The organism is Agrobacterium sp. ES01, from assembly GCF_050320885.1.
In the GTDB taxonomy this organism is placed as follows: domain Bacteria; phylum Pseudomonadota; class Alphaproteobacteria; order Rhizobiales; family Rhizobiaceae; genus Allorhizobium.
The window spans coordinates 159,599-176,489 of sequence record NZ_JBNQTH010000005.1 but is presented as its reverse complement, the minus strand read 5'-3'; the positions used below and the strand labels follow the sequence as shown (position 1 = coordinate 176,489).

General features: G+C 56.0%; 17 protein-coding genes. 9 read left to right on the top strand and 8 right to left on the bottom strand.

Annotated features, from left to right (window positions below):
• The first annotated feature begins 88 nt into the window (after positions 1–88).
• Entirely contained in the window at positions 89–367 is a 279-nt protein-coding gene (locus ACQQ2Q_RS16095) for a YrhK family protein (RefSeq protein WP_428188124.1), read from the top strand.
• Positions 368–391: 24 nt separating this feature from the next.
• On the opposite strand, the gene ACQQ2Q_RS16090 is transcribed toward ACQQ2Q_RS16095, so the two are convergent.
• The 5 genes from ACQQ2Q_RS16090 to ACQQ2Q_RS16070 all read right to left on the bottom strand — a co-directional run bounded on the left by ACQQ2Q_RS16090 (position 392) and on the right by ACQQ2Q_RS16070 (position 4,767).
• Entirely contained in the window at positions 392–1,555 is a 1,164-nt protein-coding gene (locus ACQQ2Q_RS16090) for a M20 aminoacylase family protein (RefSeq protein ID WP_428188123.1), read from the bottom strand.
• Position 1,556: 1 nt separating this feature from the next.
• Complete coding sequence (locus tag ACQQ2Q_RS16085; protein ID WP_428188122.1) at positions 1,557–2,372, bottom strand: ABC transporter permease; 816 nt, start codon at positions 2,370–2,372, stop codon at positions 1,557–1,559.
• Between the two features lie 2 nt (positions 2,373–2,374).
• Complete coding sequence (locus ACQQ2Q_RS16080) at positions 2,375–3,106, bottom strand: ABC transporter permease (protein WP_428188121.1); 732 nt, start codon at positions 3,104–3,106, stop codon at positions 2,375–2,377.
• Between the two features lie 80 nt (positions 3,107–3,186).
• Positions 3,187–3,966 carry a transporter substrate-binding domain-containing protein gene (locus ACQQ2Q_RS16075; RefSeq protein ID WP_428188120.1) on the bottom strand — a complete coding sequence of 260 codons (780 nt, stop codon included), beginning with the start codon at positions 3,964–3,966 and terminating at the stop codon, positions 3,187–3,189.
• Between the two features lie 27 nt (positions 3,967–3,993).
• Positions 3,994–4,767: an ABC transporter ATP-binding protein gene (locus tag ACQQ2Q_RS16070; RefSeq protein WP_428188119.1), complete on the bottom strand. Its 774-nt coding sequence runs from the start codon at positions 4,765–4,767 to the stop codon at positions 3,994–3,996.
• A gap of 225 nt (positions 4,768–4,992) precedes the next feature.
• Here ACQQ2Q_RS16070 and ACQQ2Q_RS16065 point away from each other — a divergent pair, with 225 nt between their 5' ends.
• The 7 genes from ACQQ2Q_RS16065 (at position 4,993) to ACQQ2Q_RS16035 (ending at position 12,339) form a co-directional block, all read left to right on the top strand.
• Complete coding sequence (locus ACQQ2Q_RS16065) at positions 4,993–5,847, top strand: dimethylarginine dimethylaminohydrolase family protein (RefSeq protein ID WP_428188312.1); 855 nt, start codon at positions 4,993–4,995, stop codon at positions 5,845–5,847.
• Complete coding sequence (locus tag ACQQ2Q_RS16060) at positions 5,844–6,488, top strand: TetR family transcriptional regulator C-terminal domain-containing protein (RefSeq protein ID WP_428188118.1); 645 nt, start codon at positions 5,844–5,846, stop codon at positions 6,486–6,488. Before ACQQ2Q_RS16065 ends, ACQQ2Q_RS16060 begins: the two co-directional genes overlap by 4 nt.
• 18 nt (positions 6,489–6,506) lie before the next feature.
• Positions 6,507–7,709 (top strand): pyridoxal phosphate-dependent aminotransferase, encoded by a 1,203-nt coding sequence (locus ACQQ2Q_RS16055; RefSeq protein WP_428188117.1) that lies wholly within the window; start codon positions 6,507–6,509, stop codon positions 7,707–7,709.
• Complete coding sequence (locus tag ACQQ2Q_RS16050; RefSeq protein WP_428188116.1) at positions 7,694–9,313, top strand: 5-guanidino-2-oxopentanoate decarboxylase; 1,620 nt, start codon at positions 7,694–7,696, stop codon at positions 9,311–9,313. The genes ACQQ2Q_RS16055 and ACQQ2Q_RS16050 overlap by 16 nt, the downstream gene beginning before the upstream one ends.
• Before the next feature lie 429 nt (positions 9,314–9,742).
• Positions 9,743–10,540: a class I SAM-dependent methyltransferase gene (locus ACQQ2Q_RS16045; RefSeq protein ID WP_428188115.1), complete on the top strand. Its 798-nt coding sequence runs from the start codon at positions 9,743–9,745 to the stop codon at positions 10,538–10,540.
• Positions 10,541–10,569: 29 nt separating this feature from the next.
• Positions 10,570–11,247 (top strand): TetR family transcriptional regulator C-terminal domain-containing protein, encoded by a 678-nt coding sequence (locus ACQQ2Q_RS16040; RefSeq protein WP_428188311.1) that lies wholly within the window; start codon positions 10,570–10,572, stop codon positions 11,245–11,247.
• A gap of 69 nt (positions 11,248–11,316) precedes the next feature.
• Positions 11,317–12,339, top strand: a complete 1,023-nt coding sequence (locus tag ACQQ2Q_RS16035) for an extracellular solute-binding protein (protein WP_428188310.1) — start codon at positions 11,317–11,319, stop codon at positions 12,337–12,339.
• Between the two features lie 91 nt (positions 12,340–12,430).
• Here the strand turns inward: ACQQ2Q_RS16035 and ACQQ2Q_RS16030 are convergent, their stop codons facing one another.
• Genes ACQQ2Q_RS16030 through ACQQ2Q_RS16020 form a run of 3 tightly spaced genes read right to left on the bottom strand, consistent with a single transcriptional unit; the run spans position 12,431 to position 15,151 of the window.
• On the bottom strand, positions 12,431–13,501 hold the full coding sequence (locus ACQQ2Q_RS16030; RefSeq protein WP_428188114.1) for an ABC transporter ATP-binding protein: 1,071 nt from the start codon (positions 13,499–13,501) through the stop codon (positions 12,431–12,433).
• 7 nt (positions 13,502–13,508) lie between these two features.
• A complete protein-coding gene (locus ACQQ2Q_RS16025) occupies positions 13,509–14,330 on the bottom strand; it encodes an ABC transporter permease (protein WP_428188113.1) in 822 nt (273 codons plus the stop codon).
• Positions 14,327–15,151, bottom strand: a complete 825-nt coding sequence (locus ACQQ2Q_RS16020) for an ABC transporter permease (RefSeq protein ID WP_428188112.1) — start codon at positions 15,149–15,151, stop codon at positions 14,327–14,329. The genes ACQQ2Q_RS16025 and ACQQ2Q_RS16020 overlap by 4 nt, the downstream gene beginning before the upstream one ends.
• A gap of 359 nt (positions 15,152–15,510) precedes the next feature.
• On the opposite strand from ACQQ2Q_RS16020, the gene ACQQ2Q_RS16015 reads away from it, so the two are divergent.
• On the top strand, positions 15,511–16,878 hold the full coding sequence (locus ACQQ2Q_RS16015) for an aminotransferase (RefSeq protein ID WP_428188309.1): 1,368 nt from the start codon (positions 15,511–15,513) through the stop codon (positions 16,876–16,878).
• The last annotated feature ends 13 nt before the right edge of the window (positions 16,879–16,891 follow it).

The window sequence follows — 16,891 nt, the reverse complement described above, 5'->3', positions numbered from 1 at the left end:
AGCAGCCGCCCGCATAACCGCGGGGGCTAAGTGTTTCCAAACCGTTCCTCTGCCGTTATCAACTGGCAAGAACCACTGGAGGCCAAGAATGAAGATTTTCCAACCCGAAACTGCCACGAAAACCCGCACCAACCGCAAGCTTTATGCCGCTTATGAGCTGGCCCACACACTGGTGGACTTCGCTGCAGCCGTGCTCTTCACCATAGGCTCCGTGCTCTTCTTCAGTGAAAGTACCCAATATTCGGCGACCTGGTGTTTCGTCATCGGCTCCATCTGCTTTGCGATGAAACCAACCATCAAAATCACCCGCGAATTGCACTATCTCCTTATCGGAGATTTCGACGATCTCGCGGGCCACAAACGGTAAACCAAACCTGCAAAGCCAAGGCCATCAGGATACGGCGAGCCGGTCTTCCACCAGTTCAACCCAGAATGCCGTACCAATCGGCAGGATATCGTCGTTGAAATCGTAACGGGGATGGTGGAGCGGTGGATCATCTTCGGTCTTCGCCGTCCCGAGGAAGAAATAGGTGCCCGGCACCTTTTCCAGCATATAGGCGAAGTCCTCGGCACCCATGGTCGGATGCACCATGTCGTAAACCTTGTCTTCACCGGCAAAACGCTTGGCCAGTTCGCGCACATAATCGGTTTCGGCCTTGTGGTTCACCGTTGGCGGGTAACCACGATCATATTTGAGCTCCACGGACATCCCGTAGCTTGCCGCCTGCCCTTCGGCAATCGCACATATACGCGTTTCCAATTCATCACGAACATCGCTGTCGAGCGCGCGAATGGTCAGATCCATCGCAACCCGTTCCGGGATGACATTGCTGGCAATACCACCATTGAAGGCACCCACCGTGACGACAGCTGATTTGAGCGGATGGATGTTGCGCGACACGATGGTCTGAAGCGCCATGATGATGCTGGCGCCAGCTACGATCGGGTCCGATGCCACCTGAGGCTCGGCACCATGTCCACCCCGACCAACGACTGTGATCCTGCATTCATCGACGGACGCCATGATCGGCCCTTCCCTGAAGGCAAAATGCCCGAAGGGGATAGCAGGCTCGTTATGAAGACCAAATACGGCATCGCAGGGGAAGCGCTCGAAAAGCCCATCCTCAATCATCAGGTTGGCACCGCCGAAATTCTCTTCCGCCGGCTGAAAGATCAAATGCACGGTCCCGTCGAAATTCTTCCGTTCCGCCAGAATCTTGGCTGCGCCAAGCAGCATGGCTGTGTGCCCATCATGGCCGCAGGCATGCATGACGCCGGCATTCGTGCTGGCGTATTCAACGCCCGTCTCTTCCAGAATAGGCAGCGCATCAAAATCAGCGCGAAGGCCGATCGTCCTTGCGCTCGTGCCATTTTTCAAGGTCGCGACGATCCCCGTCTTGGCCAGTCCGCGGGTGATATCATAGCCCATCGCGGTCAACTGCTCGGCCACGTAATCAGACGTCCTGAACTCGGAAAGGCCCAGTTCAGGGATCTGGTGAAGGTAGCGGCGTGTAGCCACGACTTCGGGCATATAATTGGAAAATTGGACGGTCATGTCAGGCACCACGGGTTGGAATCTTGTTCTCGAAATAGCGGAACACCAACACCAGTGCGCCCGTCAAGAGCATATAGATCACCGCCAGAAGAAGGAGCGGTTCATAGGTCAGATAAGTGGATTGACGCACTTTCGAAATCACCGCGTAAACGTCGATGACAGTGATGGTGGCAACAAGCGGGGTGGCCTTCAGCTGCAAAACGGCCTCGCCATTCAAGGTCGGCAGCGCACGTTGAATAGCCCTTGGCAGCCAGATACGGCGAAACACCGTAAACCTGCTCATGCCAAAGGCTCTGGCCGCTTCCAGCTCCCCCTTGGGTACACCGGCAAAAGCACCGCGCATCACTTCGCCCTCATAGGCCGCGAAGGACAATGTAAGCGCTGCAAAGCCATAGGGCCAAGCCTGCCTGAGGTAAGGCCATAGTGCTGAGGTTCGTATTTCAGGATATTGTGCGAAGACAGATCCCAAACCGTAATAGAGCAACCAAAGCTGGAGCAGCAACGGGGTGCCACGGATAACGGTACAGAAACCCTTGGCGACCCAGGCCAGCGGTCCGGGTCCGGTAACCTGCACCAGTCCGATTGGAACAGCCAGGGCGAAGCCGACAAACGCAGTGGTAAACAGCAACACAAGCGTCCGCCATATGCCGTCCAGCAACTGCCCTTTATAGTCAGCTATCCAATCCCAGCGCATATACCAGATGGCAGCAAAAACGATTGCTGCAAAAATCGCCATCAATAGCAGGCGATGCGGCTCGAAAAGGCCGCGCTTCTTCGGCGCGATATAGGCTGGCATCCCGGGGGAGGTATCGCTCATGATCAAGCCGTCTCCGCCATGCCGCGGCGTGCACGTCGCTCGATGACACCGATCATGACATTGGATAGCAATGTCAAAGCAAGATAGAGAATGCCAGCGGCCAGATAAAACAGCATATAGGCCTTCGTACTGCCCGCAGCCTGACGCGTCACAAGCGTTAATTCGCTGAAGCCGACCACGGCAAGAAGAGCGGTGTCCTTGGTGGCAATCATCCACAGATTGGCGAGTCCCGGGATCGCATAGGGCAACATGGCCGGAAGCGTGATCCGCAACATGATCTTCAGCGGAGACATACCATAGGCACGCGCGGCCTCGATCTGGCCGGGCGGCACCGCATTGATCGCGCCACGTAAGACTTCGACCGAATAGGCACCTTGCACGATGCCGATAACGAAAATGCCAGCGACAAGTCCGCTGATATCAACACGAGGAAGCCCGACAAGCACCAGCAACGAATTCAGAGCGTCCGTTCCGGCGTAGTAGAGAAGCAGGATCAAGACGAGTTCGGGCACCGCCCGAATGATCGTTGTATAGATCTCCATCAGGTCGCGCAGTATCGGGCCACCGTAAAGTTTACCGAAGGCACCACCGATCCCGATGAGTATTCCCAAGCCATAGCCGCCAACGGCCAACTGAATGGAATGCAGAAATCCTGTCAGCAAAACCCCGCCCCAGCCGGGCGGCGAAAATGCCAGAAGATCAAAATTGAAGAAGCCGCCAGCGCTGGCTGCCATCTGCCTTGTCCCCGTTCATTAAATGGAAAGCAGGCCGCCACGATCCTCTCGCGCGGCCTGCATGTCAAATTGAACGGATATCAGCCGCCGTAGATATCGAAGTCGAAATACTTCTTGGAGAAGGTATCATAGGTTCCGTTTGCACGGATCGCCTTGATCGCCGCGTTGATCTTGTCCTTCAGCTCGGTCTCACCCTTGCGAAGACCGACGCCAACGCCTGCACCCAGAATGGCCGGATCATCGGCGACGACGCCCTTCAGTTCGCAGCAAGAACCGGCATCCGATTTCAGGAAAGCATCAAGTGCTATCGCATCGGCCTGAACGGCATCAAGACGACCAGCTGCCAGATCCTGGTTGGCTTCGTCCTGCGTCTGGTATTCCTTGATCTCGGCAGCAGTATCGCCGAAATGCTTCATCGCATAGTCCTGGTGCACGGTAGAGACCTGAACACCCAGGATCTTACCCTTCAGCCCCTCGGGCGTCGCGTCAAAATCCATATCCTTCGGACCCACAATGCCCGTTGGCGTGTTGTAGTACTTGTCAGAGAAGTCGATGGTCTTCAGGCGCTCTTCCGTGATCGACATCGAACCGATGATCATGTCGATCTTGCCTGACGTCAGGGCTGGAATGATACCGTCCCAGGCCACGGGCGTGATGACACAGTCAAGCTTCGCCTCGGCACAAATCGCATCCATGAACTCGACTTCCCAGCCAACCCATTTACCCGACGCATCCGGCGATGTGAAAGGCGGATAGGGCTCAGCCGCCACACCGACTTTCACTTCCTCGGCATAAGCCGACGTAAAACCCGCTGTGGCGACGGTCGCAGCAAGCAGTGCGATTTTTGCAAAATGTTTCATGATATTCCCCTGTTATTGTTTGTGGATCTAGTGGATCGAGCTGATGAATTTCTTCAACCGCTCGGATTTTGGTGACCCGAAAAGCTGTTCCGGTGGGCCCTGCTCTTCGATCATCCCGTTATGCAAAAACACGACATGGTTTGAAACATCGCGTGCAAATGCCATTTCGTGGGTCACCAGGATCATCGTCCGCTTCTCGCGGGCGAGATCCCCGATAACGGAAAGTACTTCTCCGACCAGTTCGGGATCCAGCGCCGATGTCGGCTCATCGAACAGCATCACCAATGGCTGAATGGCGAGCGCACGGGCAATCGCCACGCGCTGCTGCTGCCCGCCGGAAAGAAATGCCGGATAGGCATCCCGCTTTTCATAAAGACCGACACGGCGCAGCAGTGCCTCGGCAATTTCAATCGCCTCGTCCTTCTTCAGGCCCAGAACATGAATCGGCACCTCGATGACATTCTGCATGACCGTCATGTGCTGCCATAGATTGAAGTTCTGAAACACCATGCCAAGCTGGCTGCGGAGACGTTGCACCTGACGACGGTCAGTCGGCATCAAACCGCCATGACCGTCCTTCTTCATCGTGATCGCTTCACCATGGATGGAGACGGATCCGGCGGTCGGCAATTCAAGCATGTTGATGCAGCGCAGGAAGGTGGACTTTCCGGAGCCGGAGCCTCCGATAATGGCGATCACATCGCCTTGGCGGGCATTGAGCGAAACACCCTTGAGAACCTCAAGCGGTCCAAACCTCTTATGAAGATCACGCACTTCGATGGCTTGCGCCGACTCTGTCATACCTACCGCCATTGTCCGGAAAACCGGAGATGCACCGGAACCTGTTCCCGCCAGCTTTTTTAACCCTTGTACGGTGCGCTGCTGACCTCTGCGCCCGTTGACTTGATGCAGAGTTTTGCACTTGTACAGTAATTATTCAAGCGTATAATAACCAAATATTGATGCCGGCATGCATTTCCGGCCCTCACCTTAAGGAGCACGGGAATGGAATTCGGGTCACAGGAAATGTCAGGCAAGCTCGAGCGCGTTCTGATGCGCAAGCCGGGTCCAAGCCTGCTTGGAGCGGATGCTGCAAAATGGCATTATGGACCCACATTCGACGCCGAAAAGGCGATCGGACAATACCAGCAATTCGCCAAACTCGTTGCCGAATCCGGCGCTGACATCCAGTGGATTGAAGACACAGGCGACGGCTATGCCGATGCCATGTTCACCCATGACCCGTCATTGATGAGCAATCACGGAGCGATCATTCTGCGCATGGGAAAACCGCTGCGCATGGAAGAGCCAAACCTCCACGAAGCGGCCTATAAATCCGCTGGCATCCCGATCCTTGGACGCATCGAGGCTCCCGGCAGCATCGAAGGTGGAGACTGCGTTTGGGTCGATGAAAAGACTTTGGTCGTTGGACGTGGCGTTCGCTCGAACCAGGCAGGGATCGAACAGCTCTCTAAGCTGCTGGCGCCGCATGGAGTAGACGTCTTCGGCTTTGATCTTCCTCTTTGGCAGGGAGAAGAGGCATGTCTGCACCTGATGTCCGTCATCAGCCCATTGGCGCGTGATCTGGCACTGGTCCACGCACCACTCCTGCCCGCGGCCTTCTATTTCCTGCTCAAGGAGCGCGGCATCAAACTGGTCGTCGCGCCCGCAGACGAATTTTATCGCAGCGGTGGCCTGAACCTTAACGTTTTGGCCACCGCGCCGCGTGAAATCATCATGCTGGAAGGCTTTCCCGGTACGCAGGCGGCAATGGAAGCCGCCGGCTGCACGATCAAGACGTTCACAGCGGATGCTCTCTGCATCGCCTGTGAAGGTGGCCCGACCTGCCTGACCCGACCCATCTGGCGGCGGGCGTCTTGAACAGGCGGCCTTTCCATAGAGCAAGCGAAGCCGAGCGCCGGGAAGATCTCATCCGGGCCACATTGGATTGCATCGCCGAAACCGGTCTTCAGGGTGCCACCGTGCGCCAGATTGCTGCAAGAGCAGGCGTGACGGGTGGGCTCATCCGCCACTACTTCACCAGCAAGAACCAGATGGTGGAAGCCGCCTACATCGAAACCATCGCATCCATGAACGGGGCCGTCATTGCCGCCGCCGATCCTGCCACTGGAGATGCTCGGACAAGACTGAGAAAATTCATCGTCGCCAATGTCAGTCCACCTGTGACGGACCCCCGGACATTGTCTCTCTGGGCAGCCTTCATCAGCCACGTGCGTGTGGATCCGGGCTTTGCCGACATTCATCGGCAAAACTATCTGTCTTTCCTCAAAGCCCTCGAAGATCTGATCGAAGAAGTCCTCAACGACAGCGGTCGCCCCACGCCCAGGGCCGAGTGCCATGAATATGCAATCGCGATCAACGGCCTGATCGATGGATTATGGCTTGAGGGAACGCTTGCCGGCGACTTGTTCGACGACACGGCCTTGCCGAAAATTGCCTTGCGATCCGTCGAAGCACTGCTCGGCGGCATCAGTCTGGGCAAAGACAACAACGAATCCTGACAAGCGGAGAACAATCTCATGCGCTATGCATCCATCACAGATCGCCTTGCTGATCTTGGCTCCGGAAAATGGGCTGTTCATATCAAGGCCCGCGAAATGGCTGCGCGCGGCCTCCAGGTGATCGAGCTGACGATTGGCGAACCGGATGTGCCCCCCGATAGCGCATTGCTGGCGGAAGCAAACCGCGCCATGCATGCCGGCCGCACACGCTATTCCAATGGGCGTGGCGAAAGTGCTGTCGTCAAGGCGCTGACGGACAAATACGCCAAGCGACGCGCCGGCGTTACCGAGCGTAACATCCTCTGCTTTCCCGGGACCCAGACCGCACTCTTCGCCGTTATGCTGGGATTGGTAGAAGCAGGCGACGACGTGCTTGTCGGCGACCCCTATTATGCAACATATGAAGGCGTGATCGCCGCAACCGGGGCAGGAATAGTGCCTGTTCCGCTTCGCCCGGAACACGCATTTCATCTTCAGACAGACGATCTCGAAAAAGCAGTCACGCCACAATCCCGCGTGCTGCTGCTCAACACACCGCATAATCCGACAGGCGCTGTGCTCAGCAACGAAGAAATTGAGGCAATCGGAGAAGTGTGCAAGGCACACGATCTATGGATCGTATGCGATGAAGTCTATGAAGAGTTGATCTTCGGAAAGCCGTTCGCGTCGCCTTTCGATCGCCCCGACCTCGCCGACAGAACGATCGCAGTCTCGTCCATTTCAAAATCCCATGCGGCACCGGGCTTCCGATCCGGCTGGGCCGCGGGACCTGTCGATTTCTGCGACAGGCTGCTGGCAGTGTCGGAAACCATGCTCTTTGGCGTCCAACCTTTTATCGCCGACATGACAGCAATGGCCGTATCAGGCTCATTCGATACCTCTACCGGAATGCGTGAACGCTACGGGCGGCGCGCCAAAGAGGCCTGCGATGCGCTGAACAAATTTCCTCACCTTAACCCCGTCATGCCCGAAGCCGGCATGTTCATGCTGATCGATGTGTCGGCAACCGGATTGAACGGCCAGCAGTTTGCGACGAAACTGCTGGACGAGAAACTGGTCGCCGTGATGCCCGGAACGTCATTTGGCGATCAGGCACAAAATTTCATCCGCGTTTCACTGACCGTCTCGGACGAAACGCTTCAAGAAGCAACGACCCGCATGATCGAGCTTGCAGGCGAATTGGCCTCAACCAGGGAAGGACGCAAATGGGCGACAAAATGAAGACTGTTGGCGAAACGCTGATCTCGATACTTGAGGCCTATGGCGTCGATGTCGTGTTTGGCATTCCTGGCGTTCATACCGTCGAACTCTACCGGGGCCTTGCTGCATCCCGGATCCAGCATATCACACCACGTCACGAGCAAGGCGCAGGCTTCATGGCCGATGGCTACGCCCGCGTCAGCGGCAAGCCGGGCGTGTGCCTCGTGATCACGGGGCCAGGCCTGACCAACACGATCACGGCCATGGCGCAGGCCTATCAGGATTCCGTACCGATGCTGGTCATTTCCGGCGTGAATGCTCGGGCCACCCTCGGTCACGGACGCGGCCAACTCCATGAGCTGCCAAACCAGCAGGCCATGATGGCAACGCTTGCGCTGATGTCGCACACCCTCCTGGACCCAAATGATCTACCTTCCGTCATGGATAGGGCATTCGCCATCCTCGGCTCATCGCGTCCGGGCCCGGTGCACATCGAAATTCCGACAGATGTCATGGCCGAGCCGATTTCTCATCGCGCGACGTCAGTGACAAGACCGGGCCGGCCACGTGCGGAAACAGAGAAGATGATGGAAGTCGCCGAGCAATGCCGGGCGGCCCGAAAGCCCGTCATTCTGTGCGGCGGCGGTGCGGTATCGGCAGCCCCGGAAATAAGGGTCTTGGCTGCACGTCTGGATGCACCTGTCGTGACCACGACAAATGCACGCGGCATCATGGCCAACCATTCTCTGTCGGTGCCGGCAAGCCCGAGCCTGAAATCCGTTCGCAGTCTCATCGCCGATGCCGATCTGGTCATCGCCCTTGGCACCCAGATGGGGCAGACGGACTATGACATGTTTGCCGACAAGGGCTTCCCTGCTCTTGGTAACCTTGTGCGGGTCGATATAGACCCCGAACAACTGGCACGCGGACCCTTCCCTGCTCGAAGTCTCCATTCGACCTCGGAGAATTTCGTGACCGACCTTCTGGCCCTTCTGGATGAGGCCCGCTCCATTAACGGAGCAACTGCACGTGCTGAAAAGGCCAGGACAGACGCCCGCACCGAACTGGGAGAGAGAGTTGAACGTGAGGTGGCTCTGCTCGAATTGATACGCGAGACCTTGCCGGGGACGATTATCGTCGGCGACTCCACCCAGGCCGTTTACGCTGGAAATCTGTACTACGAAGCTGACCGCCCAAATGGCTGGTTCAATGCTGCAACAGGCTACGGCGCCCTTGGATACGGGCCACCAGCAGCAATCGGCGCGGCCATCGCCGAGCCTGATACGCCCGTCATCTGCCTGGTTGGCGACGGCGGTTTCCAGTTCGCCTTGTCCGAGATCGGCTCCGCCAAGGATTGCGGCGCCAACGTCATCTTTCTCGTATGGAACAATGACGGTTACGGCGAGATTGAGAAGTACATGATTGAATGCGGCATCCAACCCGAAGGCGTAAAACCATCTGCGCCCGACTTTGCCATGATTGCCGCCGCCTACGGCATTCCCGGCAAGCATCTTGCATCAATCGAGGACCTGCCCGCGGCGCTTAAGGAAGCGGCAGGCAAATCCGGCCCCTTTGTCATAGAGATGCACGAACGACTGGTGCATCCGGACGCTGGCCAGTCTTAGCCTTTGCTGGATCGCTCTACAAATCGAGCGATCCAGTCAGCGCCTGTATTCCATCGGCGCAAAACTTCGATCGGGTTCTCGTCATCAAGCCGCGAACAGATACGATAGACCTCAAGTGTCTCGGCATTCATCTCGCCTGCCGCGTATAAACTCATTGCTGCCGCGTAGCGTGTTCGGCCTGACCAGGTTTCCCCCATCGGCGTATTGATCAAGACCCATGGGTCGCTCGACTCTGTTGCTTGGTCGCCGTCATTCGCTGGCATCTTCATCACTCAAATGAATGTGAAACACAAAGAAAATCATTATTTACCATATGGTTATTCTACCATATTGAATGAATATTCAGCAAGTCCATTGATTTTCATCGACACTTGGCTACTCTTCAAGGGCAGGTCCGCATGAAGCGAACCTACGACCGGGTAGTTGAGCATGGATATGGCACATCGCGAACCGGAATATGATGAAGTGCATATGCGCTTCCTTGAACTCGTGTGGGGCGACGGCTTCCTGTCTCCGGGTGGACCACCCGAAGTTGCGCGTATTCTCGAGGGCATTGACCTCCGCGGCAAATCCGTACTCGATCTCGGCTGCGGTTCGGGTGGCATAACGCTCCACCTGGCGCGAGAATTCGGCCCGGCGTCAGTAACCGGCTTCGATGTCGAGGAACCCTGCATCGCAAGCGCCAGGCGTCGTGCAAACGAAGCCAATCTTGGCGACCAGGTCGAATTCGTGCAAGCCGATCCTGGACGACTGCCCTTTGCCGATGCCAGTTTCGACCTCGTATTCTCAAAGGACGCGATGGTCCACATCTCGGACAAGGAGGCACTGTTCAGCGAGATTTTTCGCGTTCTGATGCCCGGTGGAACCATTGCAGCCTCCGACTGGATGATCGCGCATGATCACACGCCCTCGCCCGATATGCAGGCCTATCTCCAAGCCGAAGGCTTGAGTTTTGGAATGGCTTCGCCTGCGCGATATGTGAGAGCTATGGAAGGTGCCGGCTTCCAAAACATCCTGACTTTCAACCGCAATGTGTGGTATCGCGATGAGGCTCGCAGAGAGCTCAACCGCATGCAATGCGGGCTCTATAATGCCGCCATTGACGCAGTCGGCCAGTCTTTTGTTCAAAAGAACATTCGTACATGGACAGCCATGCAAAAGGTGCTCGATAGTGGCGAGCATTGTCCCACACATATTCGGGCGAAAAAGCCGGAGATTTCCCGATGAAGTCTCCGCTACGTCTGAAGACCGGTAACATGGCGGTTCACATGAATGTTCCAGCGGCAGAAGACCCCGAAAAGCGCGGACGCAAAGCCTCACGGCAAACCCGTCAGCTTCAGTTGATCGAGGCTACGATCGATTCTCTTGCAAAACGTGGCTATTCAGAAACGACACTTGCCGATGTTGCGGATGGCGCAGGCCTCTCTCGTGGCATCGTCAATTTCCATTTCGAGAGCAAGGAAAAGCTTCTCGTCGCAACGCTGCAATACATGGCTGACGAATACGCCAATCATTGGCAGACAGCGCTTGAAAAAGCAGGTCCCGACGCCGCCAAAGGCATTTGGGCGCTCGTGGCCGCAGACTTCGACCGCAAGATCTGTACAAAGCGCAAACTTGCTGCCTGGTGCGCGTTCTGGGGAGAAGCCAAATCACGCCCCACTTACCAGTCCCTCTGCGGAGCAAATGACAAGCGCTATCAGGATACCTTCGTCGCGCTCTGCATCTCGTTGAAAGATCAAGGTGGTTATGAATTCGACCCCGAACTGTCAGCGTTGGCGCTGTGCTCCATGATGGAGGGACTGTGGCTGCGGTTGATGATGGGCGATGGCGTGACGCGGGAGAGAGCCCACAGCGCCGCAATTGACTATCTCATCAGTGTATTTCCAAGGCATTTCAACAGCGCCGGACCGAAAGAACGAGTGCCGGTGACATAAAAGGAGAACAGCATGGCATCTCGCGTGAAGACAATTCAATTTACGGCTTCCCTCCTGCTCGCAGGCTTGATGTCATCAACTGCCACGGTGGCGCAGGCGACGGACACGCTGACCGTATTCGACTGGTCCGGTTACGAAGATCCTGAACTGCACCCAGCCTATACGGAAAAATACGGCGAACCCGACTTCGCATTTTTCGGCGATGAAGAAGAAGCCTTTCAAAAACTTCGGTCGGGCTTCAAGGCCGATCTGGCCCATCCCTGCTCACAGAGCGTCGTAAAGTGGCGGGACGCCGGTCTGCTGGAGCCCCTCGATCCCTCAAAACTGAAAAATTGGGAAGAAATTCTACCGGGTCTGAAGTCTATGAAAGACCTGATGACGTCAGCAGATGGAACAGCCTGGCTTATTCCATTCGACTGGGGCAACACACTGCTGACCTACCGCACCGACAAGGTCAAAGCAGAGGATGTTCAGTCTCTGAAAGCCTTTGCCGACCCGCAATTCAAGGATCGCGTCACGATTGGCGACAATGTCGATGATGCCTACGCACTGGCGAGCCTGGCGATCGGGCTAAAGGACTGGACAGCCATGACCGACGACCAGTTCAAGCAAGCCTCGGATTTTCTGCGTCAGGTTCACAAGAACGTTCGCTTCTACTGGACAGACAACACCCAGATCAATCAGGCAATGGCTGCGGGAGAGGTCGATCTTGCATGGGCCTGGAACGATACGGCGACCTCGCTCAAAAACGACGGCGTTCCCGTTGACGTCAACAAAGACACCGACGAAGGCCTATCAACCTGGGTCTGCGGCTATGTTCGCTTGAAGGGCGCGGAAGGCAGCGAGGAAAAAGCCTATGATTTCCTCAACGCAGTCACAGATCCCGCAGTATCCAAATACATGATCGAATCCTGGGGCTACGGCCACAGCAATGCCAAAGGCATGGCCGCAATCGACGAGGCGACGCTGAAAAGTTCAGGCTACGACAATGTCGAGAAATTCACCGGCAACACCCTGTTTCAGTCTCCAATGCCATCGGAAATCCGGCAGAAAATGATTGCCGAATTTGAAAAGATCAAAGCAGGCTACTGACAAAGAATACTCCGGAGACATCGCTGTCTCCGGAGTGACAATCTAAAAAGGCCGGGACGATCATGATCGCCCGGCTTTTTTGAACGGCGGACTATTCCGCCAGCAGCACCAGCGCATCTGGATCGTAGGTCATGCGAATATCGGCCCCAATGGGAAGATCATCAGCCCCGTAATCATTCGTCTCGATGATAGAAAGCGGAGCCTGCAAACCATCGACCCGGATCGTCAGATGGGTCGTATCTCCGAAATACTCACGGTCGACGATCTTGCCGGGGATCTCCAGCGCGGCGCGCTCGTCCCAAAGAAGTCGCAAGCGCTCGGGGCGCATGCCAAGGGTGACTTTGTCGCCGCTGACCTGCCATGTGTCTGGCTTCGACAATGACAGGTTTCCGAAGACCGGCGTCTGCACTTGCACCTGCGCGCCCTGGCTTCCCACCACCTGGCCATCTAGGAAGTTCATACCCCCTAAGAAACCAGCAACCTGCTTGGTCCGCGGGCGCTGGTAGATATCTTTCGGCGTTGCGACCTGAGCCAACTCACCTGCAAACATCACCGCAATGCGGTCGGACATGGCGAGAGCTTCATATTGATCATGTGTCACCAGTACAAAGGTAATGCCGACAGCCTTCTGCAGGCTGCGCAACTCGACCTGCATCTGCTCACGCAGTTTCTTGTCCAGCGCCGAAAGCGGCTCATCAAGAAGCAACACTTTCGGGCGCATCACCAGCGCCCGCGCCAAGGCAACGCGCTGCCGTTGTCCACCGGATAGTTCATGGGCGCGGCGACCGCCAAGGTGACCGAGCCGAACCTGTTCAAGCGCCTCGCCAATGCGGCGCTTCATCTCGCTTTTGTCGAGACCGAGACGCTTCAATCCATAGCCGACATTCTCTTCAACATTGAGGTGGGGAAAGATCGCATAGTTCTGAAAAACCATATTGGTCGGACGGCGGTTTGCCGGGACATCCGTCATCGCCTGTCCGTCGATCAGGATGTCACCATGACTAGGCTCCACAAAGCCTGCGATCATGCGCAACAGCGTGGTCTTTCCGCACCCGGACGGCCCCAGCAGGGAAAAAAACTCGCCCGCTGCAATATCAAGTGAAAGCTTGTTCACGGCCGGATAGGGACCGTAGAATTTTGAAACATCTTTTATAGAAATCATCGCATTTTCAGACATGCATGAAACCTTGATCCATGTTGCGGGCTTCTGAGCGCCGGCGGAAGACTTCCGCGAGAGTAACGAGGAATATAGACGCCAAAATCATCAGACTGCCAAGCGCTAAAACGGCGGGCAGTTTGGCGGCAAATCGAAGCTGTCCCCATATATAGACAGGAAGGGTCGGCTCGGTTCCGCTGAGGAAGAATGCCAGGATGAATTCATCAAGAGAAATGGTGAAGGACACAAGGAGACTGGACAGGATTGCTGGCGCAACCACCGGCAGTGTTACGCGGCGAAACGTGCCAAACGAGGTTTCTCCTAGGTCATGCGACGCTTCCTCCAGAGACCTATCAAACCCCTCGAAACCGGACACAAGGACCGATACCGAATAGGGGATGCAGAATACCGACTGTCCCAGGACAACCGTAAACAGCGACAGCCCGAGGCCGGTGGCAAGCACGATCATCAAAAGCGAAATGGCGACAATGATTTCCGGAAGGAAAAGAGGCGCCATGATGAGCGAAAAAATCGGCGTCTTGCCGATGAATTCATAGCGTGTGACCGAACGCGCCGCTGCGATCCCGAATAGGGTGCTGAGCAGGGACACAGAAATACCGACAACAAGACTGTTCCAGGCCGCATCCATCAAAACCGAATTGGACGCCAGCGATGCGTACCATTTGGTGGTAAAGCCAGCGAGTGGAAAGCTCGTTGCCGCAGCATTATTGAATGAAAACAGTGGAATGAGCAGGATTGGTCCATAAAGAAAGACGAGATAGAGGACCAGGTAAACCGTCAAGCCCTTGGGAAGGAACCGTGTCACCCGCCTCATCGTGAACCCCACCTGACCAAAATGCGCGCGCCCTGCACAATGAAAGCGGCCAGAGCGACGACAATGACCATTGTGGTCACCGATAGTGCAGCACCCAAAGGCCAGTTTGCTGCCTTGCCGAAATTGGCCTGGATGGCACTGGCGATCATGACGCCCTCCTTGCCGCCAACCAATTGCGGCGTGACGTAATCACCAACAGTCGGGATCATGACGATCAGGAAGGCGGATATGACGCCCGGCATGGAAAGCGGAAGCACGATCCTGAAAAAGCGTGAAATCGCCCGATCACCCAAGTCGTTGGCGGCCTCGATCAAAGCCCGGTCGATCTTCTCCAGAGAGACAAAAATCGGCAGGATCGCAAATGGTGCCCAGCTATGCGTAAGCGTGATGATCACGGCGTTGGCATTATAGAGCAGAGACGTCAGCGGCTCCGAGATCAGCCCCAACTCCTTGAAGCCGGTATTCAGAACGCCTTGATAGCCAAGTATGACCTTCCACGACATGACACGCAAAAGATAGCTCGTCCAGCACGGTATGGTGACAATGAAGAGCCACATGTTCTTGTTTTTCCCGCCATGAAACGAGATGAACCACGCCACGGGATAGGACAACAGAACCGTCACAAGGCTGACAAGCAGCGAGATGTAGAGGGATCGCATCAGAAGATCCTGATAGATCGGCTCACCAAGGGCCTGCCGATAGTTCTTCAGGGTGAATGTGCGGTCTATTGTCAGGTAGTCCTGACTCCAGAAACTGTAGAGCAGCACCATGAATATGGGGACGAGAAGAAGGACGAGTGCGTAGAAAAATGGTGGCGACATCAGTGTCAGCCCCCGCGCCTCGTCGGACCGGAACCAACTTCGGGAACGTGCGCCCGGCACCTGAGCGTCCACGCCACTCAAGACGCACCTCGCTTACGCTGCACAAGCGTTTGCGGGCCTACAATCACATCGACCATCGGTTCCCCTTCCGCTTTATAGCGGTATTTTCTGGTTAAGAAGAAGATGACAAAAACGAACGTAAATCAAGATATTTTTCAAAATATTGATTGAACGATCATTCAAAATAATATTTCTTTCATAGGCAAATTCATGTATTTAATTCAGAACATGAATACCGTGGGAGACATTCCGTGCGAAATGAAATGGCAGCAATTCAGGCACAAGGCCGCAACACCGAAATGCCGGAGGCCGCAACAAATAGCGCAGCCCTCATTCAACCTTGGCCAGTCGCCCGAACTGTCGGCATGGATCGCCTTGGCGCACTATCAGATGGTGACGGCATCTATGTTCACGATGCCCACGGTCGCCGCCTGATCGATGGCCCTGCCGGCATGTGGTGCGTCAATGTTGGCCACCGCAGCGAACCTCTCGCCAGAACGATGCACGATCAGGCGATGTCGCTGTCTTACAATTCCCCCTGGTACACCAGCAGTTCACCATCGACGGAGCTGGCTGAGGCACTTGCCACACGTGCGCCCGGCGACCTGAACCATGTTTTCTTCACCACCGGTGGATCGTCAGCCGTCGAAACAGCCCTGCGACTGATGCAGTTCGCCAACAATATTCGCGGCCGCCAAGACAAGAAGCTGCTTGTTGCGCGCGAAGGCGCCTATCACGGCTCGACCTATCTCAGTGCATCCCTGAATGGTCGCCCCCGCGACCATGACTGGATGGATGGCGCCGATCATCTTCTCCGCCGCCTGAGCTGCCCCAATCCATTTCGCCGTCCGAAAGGCTTAAGCCTCGAGGCTTTCGAGGACTTTCTCGTCGACGAGTTCCGTGACCTGATTGAACGAGAAGGGGCTGAAAATATTGGCGCCTTTGTCGCCGAGCCGATCCAGGCATCAGGCGGCGTTATCGTGCCACCTGAAAACTATCTGGGGCGCATGGCACAGCTGTGCCGCGACAATGACATCCTCTTTATTGCCGACGAAGTCGTCACCGCTTTCGGGCGTCTAGGCTCGGTCTTCGCTTCAAAGGATGTGTTTGGTGTGCAGCCGGACATGATCACCTTTGCCAAGGGCGTCACATCTGGTTATTTCCCCCTGGGTGGCGTCATGGTCTCAGCAAAACTGTTTGAGGAACTGAGGCGCTCCAACCATCCCGATGCCATGTTTGCCCATGGCCTGACCTATTCCAGCCACCCGGTGGGCTGCGCCGTCGCTCTTACCAATCTGCAGCTTCTAGAAAGCGGCATTCTCGATCACGTCAACGCGATCTCGGACTACTTCCAGAACAGCTTGAAGACCCTTGAGGAATTGCCGCTCGTGGGTGAAGTACGCGGCAAAGGCCTCATGGCCTGTGTGGAATGCGTGGCGGACCACGAAAGCAACAACCCGCTGACCCTCGATGTCGCTGTTGGCAAACGCATCGATGATCACTGCCAGGAACTCGGACTCCTTGTAAGGCCGCTGATCAACATGTGCGTCATGTCGCCACCATTGATCATCACCAGAGAACAGATTGACACCATGGTCGACATCTTGCGCCAGGGCATATCCCGCACTGCCGACGACCTTGTGCGCGAAGGTCTTTGGAAGGGTTGACAACGAGCCGGCG

Bases quoted from the DNA above. Each gene is read 5' to 3' on its own strand.
- ACQQ2Q_RS16095 (WP_428188124.1), top strand. From the start codon at position 89: ATGAAGATTTTCCAACCCGAAACTGCCACGAAAACCCGCACCAACCGC.
- ACQQ2Q_RS16090 (WP_428188123.1), bottom strand. From the start codon at position 1,555: ATGACCGTCCAATTTTCCAATTATATGCCCGAAGTCGTGGCTACACGC.
- ACQQ2Q_RS16085 (WP_428188122.1), bottom strand. From the start codon at position 2,372: ATGAGCGATACCTCCCCCGGGATGCCAGCCTATATCGCGCCGAAGAAG.
- ACQQ2Q_RS16080 (WP_428188121.1), bottom strand. From the start codon at position 3,106: ATGGCAGCCAGCGCTGGCGGCTTCTTCAATTTTGATCTTCTGGCATTT.
- ACQQ2Q_RS16075 (WP_428188120.1), bottom strand. From the start codon at position 3,966: ATGAAACATTTTGCAAAAATCGCACTGCTTGCTGCGACCGTCGCCACA.
- ACQQ2Q_RS16070 (WP_428188119.1), bottom strand. From the start codon at position 4,767: ATGACAGAGTCGGCGCAAGCCATCGAAGTGCGTGATCTTCATAAGAGG.
- ACQQ2Q_RS16065 (WP_428188312.1), top strand. From the start codon at position 4,993: ATGTCAGGCAAGCTCGAGCGCGTTCTGATGCGCAAGCCGGGTCCAAGC.
- ACQQ2Q_RS16055 (WP_428188117.1), top strand. From the start codon at position 6,507: ATGCGCTATGCATCCATCACAGATCGCCTTGCTGATCTTGGCTCCGGA.
- ACQQ2Q_RS16050 (WP_428188116.1), top strand. From the start codon at position 7,694: ATGGGCGACAAAATGAAGACTGTTGGCGAAACGCTGATCTCGATACTT.
- ACQQ2Q_RS16045 (WP_428188115.1), top strand. From the start codon at position 9,743: ATGGATATGGCACATCGCGAACCGGAATATGATGAAGTGCATATGCGC.
- ACQQ2Q_RS16040 (WP_428188311.1), top strand. From the start codon at position 10,570: ATGGCGGTTCACATGAATGTTCCAGCGGCAGAAGACCCCGAAAAGCGC.
- ACQQ2Q_RS16035 (WP_428188310.1), top strand. From the start codon at position 11,317: ATGTCATCAACTGCCACGGTGGCGCAGGCGACGGACACGCTGACCGTA.
- ACQQ2Q_RS16030 (WP_428188114.1), bottom strand. From the start codon at position 13,501: ATGATTTCTATAAAAGATGTTTCAAAATTCTACGGTCCCTATCCGGCC.
- ACQQ2Q_RS16025 (WP_428188113.1), bottom strand. From the start codon at position 14,330: ATGAGGCGGGTGACACGGTTCCTTCCCAAGGGCTTGACGGTTTACCTG.
- ACQQ2Q_RS16020 (WP_428188112.1), bottom strand. From the start codon at position 15,151: ATGTCGCCACCATTTTTCTACGCACTCGTCCTTCTTCTCGTCCCCATA.
- ACQQ2Q_RS16015 (WP_428188309.1), top strand. From the start codon at position 15,511: ATGCCGGAGGCCGCAACAAATAGCGCAGCCCTCATTCAACCTTGGCCA.